Raw genomic sequence first — 6,907 nt, 5'->3', positions numbered from 1 at the left:
TGCTCACATAATGCTCCAGGTACTCTTTATCTGATTCACTCAATTTTATTTCTATCTTCTCCATGCTTCCTCCTGCTTTTAAGGAAGAAACGCAATCATTACCTACTAAGTTGACTGTGTACTAGAGAGTTTACTGAGCCGCACGAACGTTTACCATACCCTGTCCCTTCTTTGTCGAGAGCCTTTATCTAAAAAGGGTGTTTCGAATATTTCCAGTTTTTCAGGTATAGTTTCGTGGTTTCTGCAATCTAGGACGCTATCTTATTGAACATCCCCCTGCCCCTTCGAAGGGAAAGTTTCACCCCATCCCAACCTTCCCGTAAAAACAGGGGAAGGAGCCTGCCGCTGCCTTTTGACAGGCATAGCTTCGTAGCAAATTCCCCTGGCAGGTATAGCAAGCGTAACTTGTCCCTTGAGCAACGAAGCAGATCGCATTTGCCAGGTGCACTTTTACGACTACCCACTGTTCGAGCGTTTGGGGAGTCTTGACTTTTTAGCCTACTGGGGGTAGGGGCCCTCGATTTTTTTGTCAAGAAAAAAAGTAGGTGCCCGCCGCACAGGCGAAGCTACAAAGCAATGCAAGTTGCTATACCTACGAGAAGCTGCTCTTATACCTATAACAGCCATAGCTATATCTCCAAAACCAATTTTACAACGTCATCCTATGTTTTCCGTAATCATATCGCTTAACTTTGTACTTATATCGTATACAAACCATACTCCTCAAAAACATGAAAAAAATCTTCTTCTACCTGATCGGTTTCCTCATGATCAACTCGCTTTCGTCTTGTGGCTACAACACGATGGTGCAAAAAGACGAAACCGTGGAAACCGCGTGGGCTAACGTGCAGAATGCCTACCAGCGCCGCGCTGACCTGATACCAAACCTGGTGAATACCGTGAAGGGTGCCGCTAACTTCGAGCGCGAAACCCTGGAGAGTGTAATCAACGCACGCGCCAAAGCCACCAGCGTACAACTTAACGCCGATGACCTGACGCCAGAAAACCTACAGCGCTTCCAGGCTGCACAAAACGAGTTGGGAGGCGCCCTGAGCCGCTTACTGGTTTCTGTGGAGCGCTATCCGGAGCTGAAAGCGAATCAGAACTTCCTGGAACTGCAGGCGCAGCTCGAAGGAACAGAAAACCGTATTTCGGTGGAGAGGCGTAAGTTCAACGAGTCCGTACAGGATTATAACACAACAGTCCGGTCCTTCCCCAACAACCTCATGGCTGGCATTTTCGGCTTCGAACGCAAAGGCCACTTCCAGGCCGACCCAGGTGCCGAACGTGCGCCGACTGTGCAGTTTTAGAAAATCAATTGCTAAATGGTTAAATTGTTAAATGGTTGGTCCAAAACGATTTAACAATTTAACCATGCAACCATTTAGCCATCAATGACATGCCTAAAGACATTATAACCGAAGCGGACGAAAAGGTCATCATGGATGCCATACAGGAGGCGGAAAGTAACACCTCCGGCGAAATACGGGTGCACATCGAAAACAACTGCGAAGGCGATGTGCTTGACCGTGCCACCGAGGTATTTGCCCAGTTGCACATGCACCTGACTAAGCAACGCAACGGCGTTCTGTTCTATGTGGCCATCAAAGACCATCAGTTTGCCGTGCTTGGCGATGCCGGCATCAACGCCATCGTGCCCGGCCACTTTTGGGAAGACATCACCGCTGAAGTAATCTCTCACTTCAAGAAACAAGAATATGCAGCCGGCCTCGCCAAAGGCGTGATCAGGGCGGGCGAGCAACTCAAATCGCATTTCCCTTACAACGACAAAGGCGATCTTAACGAACTGAGCGATGATATTTCGTTCGGAAAATAACACACCATGAAGCGATCTATTCTGTTCCTATACCTTGTTTTGTGTAGCACCCTGGCCTTTGCGCAAAGCAATGATTTTCCGCCCAGGCCTAACCCACCGCGCCTGGTAAATGACCTGGCTGGCATCCTGAGCAAAGGAGAAATACAGTCACTGGAACAGAAGCTGGTCAACTATAACGATACCACCTCTACCCAGATCGCCATTGTCACCATTAAATCCATAGGCGACTACGACGCCAACCAATATGCCGCCGAGTTGGGTGAACAGTGGGGCGTAGGGGGCAGCAAAAACGACAACGGCCTTATCATACTGGTCGCGCTGGATGAGCGCAAAGTGGCCATACAGACAGGCTACGGCATGGAGCACATCATACCCGATGCCATTGCCAAACGTATTACCGAGCGCACACTCAAACCGAACTTCCAGCAAGGAGAATTTTACAAAGGACTGAACGAAGCAACCAACCTGATCATTAGTCTGGCGAGTGGCGAGTACCAGGCCGACCCACAGGCCAGCCAGGGAGAAGGCGAAGGGCCTTCGCTGATGGCCATCATCATTATCGTCATTGTGCTGGTATTCATCATGTCACGCTTTAAAGGTGGCGGAGGCAGAGGAGGCCGTGGCGTGCGCACGCTCGGAGGACCAATTTTAGGTCCGGGTTCTTTTGGTACTTTCCGCACGGGCGGTGGCATGTTCGGAGGTGGTGGCGGCTTTGGTGGCGGAGGCGGAGGCTTCGGCGGATTTGGCGGCGGTTCCTTTGGCGGCGGCGGTGCCAGCAGTAGCTGGTAAGCCGCTATACCTGCTGGTTCTCTCCTAAACCCTACCACAACGTAGCCCATTTTCAACCTTTTGCAAGCGTTGTTGCCTTCTGCATATGATTCTGGCTTACTTGTCGTTACAGAAAGTATAGCTCCCCGAAAATCCGTATCTTTGCAAATGGAGGGGAATCTGCGCGTATGAAAATAAACAACGAAAACATTAAATCGAAGGTCGTCATCGGCTTTACGCTGGCGCTTTCGGTGGTGGTTTTTGCCATATACCTAACCTACAACAGTTTCACGCTGTTACTCAGCTCGGTTAACGTGCTGGCAGAACCAAATGCCAAGCTGGCCAAGCTGCAGCATACCCTCGCTGACATCGCTACGGCAGAGAGCGCTATCCGCGCCTATACCCTCACCACCGAGGACAAGCACTTCCGGGAGTACCTCGACAACCTGGGCAACATCAACAGCCAACTCGACTCACTCTGTACTCTGATGCAGGATAACCCCGCTGAACTGGCTCAGATCGACTCGGTTTCTACCCTGCTGCTGGCTCAGAGGAAAAGCCTGGAGGAGCACGTGAACAAGAAAAAGGAGCAGCGCGGCAGTAACGCCTATACCGACAAAGCCCTGAAGCAGATCGCCTCGGCGGCAACCAAACAGCCAGCTACCACCACCATTAACCAGCGCACAAAAACAACCATATCCGACAGGCTGGCTTACAATACAGACACGGTCACGACAAAACCGCCACAAAGCGAGAACAGGAAAGGCCTGCTGAACAAACTCTTTGGCAAACGAAATGAGCCAAAACAGCAAGAAGAGCCGCCGCAGCCTATTGTTGTGCCGCAACTAAATGTAAAACAAGAGTATAGTGCCGATACAAGCAAGGCTGCATCAACCAACATGGCCTCTATTGCCAAGGTGCGCATTGTGCTGAAGGATGTGGAGCGTGAACTGCAAAAGCAGCAGGAAGCTATGGTGGCCAAAGAATTGGCGCTCCTGCAACAGGATAAACAGATCATGGACCAGGTGCGCCGCATGGTCTACGACCTGGAACGCTACGAATTACAACAGGCCAGCCAGAATGCAGCGCAGGCGCAGGAGGTAGCTAAAGAAACGTCTCTTGTGCTTTTACTGGTCGGCGTGTTCGGACTTGCCAGCGGCATCGCCTTCATTCTGATCATCTTGCGCGACCTTAGCCGCAGCAGCAGGTATAAAGCCGAACTGAAGCGCTCCCGCAAAGAGGCCATTCAGCTGGCACGTGCCAAGGAGGCCTTTGTAGCAAATATCAGTCACGAGATTCGTACGCCGCTCAACGTGGTGCTGGGCTTTTCGGAACAGCTGGGCCATACCCAACTGCAGGAGCAGCAACAGGAGCATTTGCAGGCCATACATGGGGCAGGACAACACCTGCTGCACATTGTAAACGACGTGCTGGACCTCTCCAAACTCGAAGCCGGCAAGCTATACCTGCACATGGCCCCTTTCGAGATGAAACAACTCCTGGCAGAAGTGGAACGCACGTTCCGGCTCAAGGCCAGCACCAAAAGCATTGGCTTCAGTTGCGCGATGGATGAACAACTGAACGGTTACCTGTCAGGTGATTCGCTGCGGCTCCGCCAGGTGCTTTTCAACCTGGTAGACAATGCCATCAAGTTCACCCACGACGGCGAAGTGCGTGTATCGTGCAGGCTAAAATCGCAGCGCCGTAATCGTGCCGTGGTGTTGATCGAGGTGTCCGATACAGGTATAGGTATACCCATGGAACAGACCGCCCATGTGTTCGGTGAGTTTAATCAGGCTGATGATTCTATCATCCGGAAGTATGGGGGCACGGGACTGGGACTGTCGATCAGCAAGAAACTGGTGGAGATGCAGGAAGGCTCGCTTACGTTGCGCAGCGTACCAAACGAAGGCACCACCTTCAGCATTGTGCTACCAATGCAGCGGGTAGCGGCACCCGAAACCGAGGCTATACCTCATCCGCAACTTTCGGCCACCAATGTGCTGGCAGGCAAAGCCGTGCTGGTAATTGATGATGACGCCTACAGCCGTACTCTGTGCCAATTGATTCTGGGCCGCAAAGGCATGCAGGTCACGCTGGCTAATGACGGACAGGAGGCACTGCAACTAATCAAAGAAAAGCAGTTTGACATTGTGCTCACCGACATACAGCTGCCAGGTATGAGCGGAAAAGCGGTTGCCAGAGCGATCCGGAAAGAGAACCCTACTATACCTATCATGGCGCTCACGGCCAACATCATGAGCAGTAACAAGCGCTTCTTCGCCAAAACAGGTATATCAGACCACTTGCTTAAGCCTTTCACCGAACAGGACCTATACCTGAAACTCAGCAAAGCACTGTCTACTCAGACTATACCTGAAATGGCACCTGAACCCGCAGCTCCAATTGAAAAAGAAGAGAATGCAGAAACGGCAGGTATAGCAGGCACTCAAGGTATAGCCGAATCTCAAGTTATACCAGAAACGGAAGCCAAAGCCCAGCAAACGAACGAGTCCATACCTGCTAGCTATACCTTGGATGAGCTTCGTGCTTTTGTGGGGGATGACCAAGAGGCGCTTTGGGAAATTGTAGAGGTGCTGGTAACGGATAATCGCCGCTCTCTGGCGCAGTTGGCCGTTGCAGCAGCAGCGTTGGACTGGAATCAGGTGGGCGAGCTAGCGCATAAGATGAGAACTGCTTTCCGCCATCTGCAGGCTTATGCCGTGCTGCCATCCATTGATGCGCTCGAGCAGGTGCTGCACCAACCGGACTTACCAACCGACAATCTGCCTGCTATAGCCAAAGAACTGCAGCACGAGGCAACCCTGGTACTTACAGCACTCGAAACCGAGCTCAGCAAACGTAAAAAAACTGAAGAAGCCGCCGCTTAAGCTTCGATGTTATACTGCCGCATTTTGTTGTAGAGCGTCTTGCGGTCGATGTTGAGCAAACGGGCTGCTTTGGATTTGTTATACTTCACGCGCTCCAGCATTTCGATGATCAGCTCTTTTTCGCTGCGCTCTGTAGCCGTGCGCAGATCCGTGACAGGCATGGCCACCTGCGTGGCATCCGGTTGCGCCACAATAGTGGTCGGCTCAGGTATGTGGTAGGCGATTTCAGGTGGCAAGTCATCGAGCATAATCTCAGTGCCTTTGGCCAGCAGCACAGCACGCTTCACCACATTCTTCAACTCCCGCAAATTTCCCGGCCAGCTATACCTTTCCAGCGCCACCGTCACGGCGGCATCAAAGTCTGACACGCTGCGCTCCAGTTCGTGGTTGGCTACCTGCAGAAAGTGATTGGCAAACTGCAGGATATCTGCCGTGCGGTCGCGAAGCGGGGAAATATTGATCTTAAACTCGTTGAGGCGGTGGTACAGGTCTTCCCGGAACTCACCTTGGCTTACGGCCTGCACCAGGTCTTCGTTGGTAGCCACAATGATGCGCACATCCACATCGAGGTCAGTGTTGCTGCCGATCTTGCGTACTTTGCGCTCCTGTATAGCCCGCAGCAGTTTCACCTGTATTTCATAAGAAAGATTGCCGATTTCATCAAGAAAAAGCGTGCCGCCATTAGCTGCCTCAAATTGCCCTTCTTTGTCACCCATGGCGCCCGTAAACGATCCCTTCACGTGGCCAAACAGCTCGCTACCGGCCAGCTCTTTAGATAAAGCGCCGCAATCAATGGCTACAAAGGGCTTGTCGTGGCGCTTGCTGCGCTTGTGTATCTTGCGGGCCACATACTCTTTTCCGGTACCGCTCTCGCCTTCTATAATCACCGACATGCTGGTGGGCGCTATCAGGGCGATGTACTCTTCCAACTGTGTGGACTGTGGACTGGCTCCCTTCACGAAAGTAAAGCTACCCTGCGCAGGTATAACCGGCTTCGTCGCCACATTGCCTTCGTGCCCATGCGTCAGGGCCTTTCGGATGGTCAGTAGTGTCTCGTCTGGATTGATGGGTTTGGCCAGGTATTCGAATGCACCCATTTTAATGGCTTTCACGGCCGTGCGGATGTCGGCGTAGTGCGTCATCAGAATAACTGGCACTCTGGTGTCCAGCACGCGGATCTGCTCAAGTAATTCCAGCCCGTTTTTGTCGGGCAGCCTGAAGTCAGTCAGGATCAGGTCGAAGGTATCGGCCTTGAGCTGACTGAGCCCTTCGTTGGCCGTATAGGCGGTTTTCACCTCATACTGCTGACGTTTCAGGAACGTGCTCAGCATCAGGCAAAAGGTAGGATCGTCGTCGATTAAGAGAATTTTGGGCATAATCTATTGCAATATACACAACGGCAGGGCAGAGG

5 protein-coding genes are annotated in these 6,907 nt (G+C 52.0%); 4 read left to right on the top strand and 1 reads right to left on the bottom strand.

Going from position 1 to position 6,907, the window contains the following annotated elements; genetic code table 11:
- The first annotated feature begins 731 nt into the window (after positions 1-731).
- From K3G39_RS14410 to K3G39_RS14395, 4 genes are all read left to right on the top strand, one after another.
- Complete coding sequence (locus K3G39_RS14410) at positions 732-1,310, top strand: LemA family protein (RefSeq protein ID WP_220626875.1); 579 nt, start codon at positions 732-734, stop codon at positions 1,308-1,310.
- An 89-nt stretch (positions 1,311-1,399) separates the two neighbouring features.
- The gene (locus tag K3G39_RS14405; RefSeq protein ID WP_220626874.1) at positions 1,400-1,837 is read left to right on the top strand and encodes a TPM domain-containing protein; all 438 of its coding nucleotides are present in this window, start codon (positions 1,400-1,402) and stop codon (positions 1,835-1,837) included.
- Positions 1,838-1,843: 6 nt separating this feature from the next.
- A complete protein-coding gene (locus K3G39_RS14400) occupies positions 1,844-2,626 on the top strand; it encodes a YgcG family protein (RefSeq protein ID WP_220626873.1) in 783 nt (260 codons plus the stop codon).
- Positions 2,627-2,793: 167 nt separating this feature from the next.
- Positions 2,794-5,496 carry an ATP-binding protein gene (locus K3G39_RS14395; RefSeq protein ID WP_220626872.1) on the top strand — a complete coding sequence of 901 codons (2,703 nt, stop codon included), beginning with the start codon at positions 2,794-2,796 and terminating at the stop codon, positions 5,494-5,496.
- Here K3G39_RS14395 and K3G39_RS14390 read toward each other — a convergent pair.
- Entirely contained in the window at positions 5,493-6,872 is a 1,380-nt protein-coding gene (locus K3G39_RS14390; protein WP_220626871.1) for a sigma-54 dependent transcriptional regulator, read from the bottom strand. The two genes, K3G39_RS14395 and K3G39_RS14390, sit on opposite strands and share 4 nt — an antisense overlap.
- Positions 6,873-6,907: the final 35 nt, after the last annotated feature.

Origin of the sequence: Pontibacter sp. HSC-14F20 (assembly GCF_019599265.1) — a bacterium.
In the GTDB taxonomy this organism is placed as follows: Bacteria; Bacteroidota; Bacteroidia; order Cytophagales; family Hymenobacteraceae; genus Pontibacter.
The sequence above is the reverse complement of the archived record's forward strand: the minus strand, read 5'-3'. Positions and strand labels throughout refer to the sequence as shown.

Bases quoted from the DNA above. Each gene is read 5' to 3' on its own strand.
- K3G39_RS14395 (WP_220626872.1), top strand. From the start codon at position 2,794: ATGAAAATAAACAACGAAAACATTAAATCGAAGGTCGTCATCGGCTTT.
- K3G39_RS14390 (WP_220626871.1), bottom strand. From the start codon at position 6,872: ATGCCCAAAATTCTCTTAATCGACGACGATCCTACCTTTTGCCTGATG.
- K3G39_RS14400 (WP_220626873.1), top strand. From the start codon at position 1,844: ATGAAGCGATCTATTCTGTTCCTATACCTTGTTTTGTGTAGCACCCTG.
- K3G39_RS14405 (WP_220626874.1), top strand. From the start codon at position 1,400: ATGCCTAAAGACATTATAACCGAAGCGGACGAAAAGGTCATCATGGAT.
- K3G39_RS14410 (WP_220626875.1), top strand. From the start codon at position 732: ATGAAAAAAATCTTCTTCTACCTGATCGGTTTCCTCATGATCAACTCG.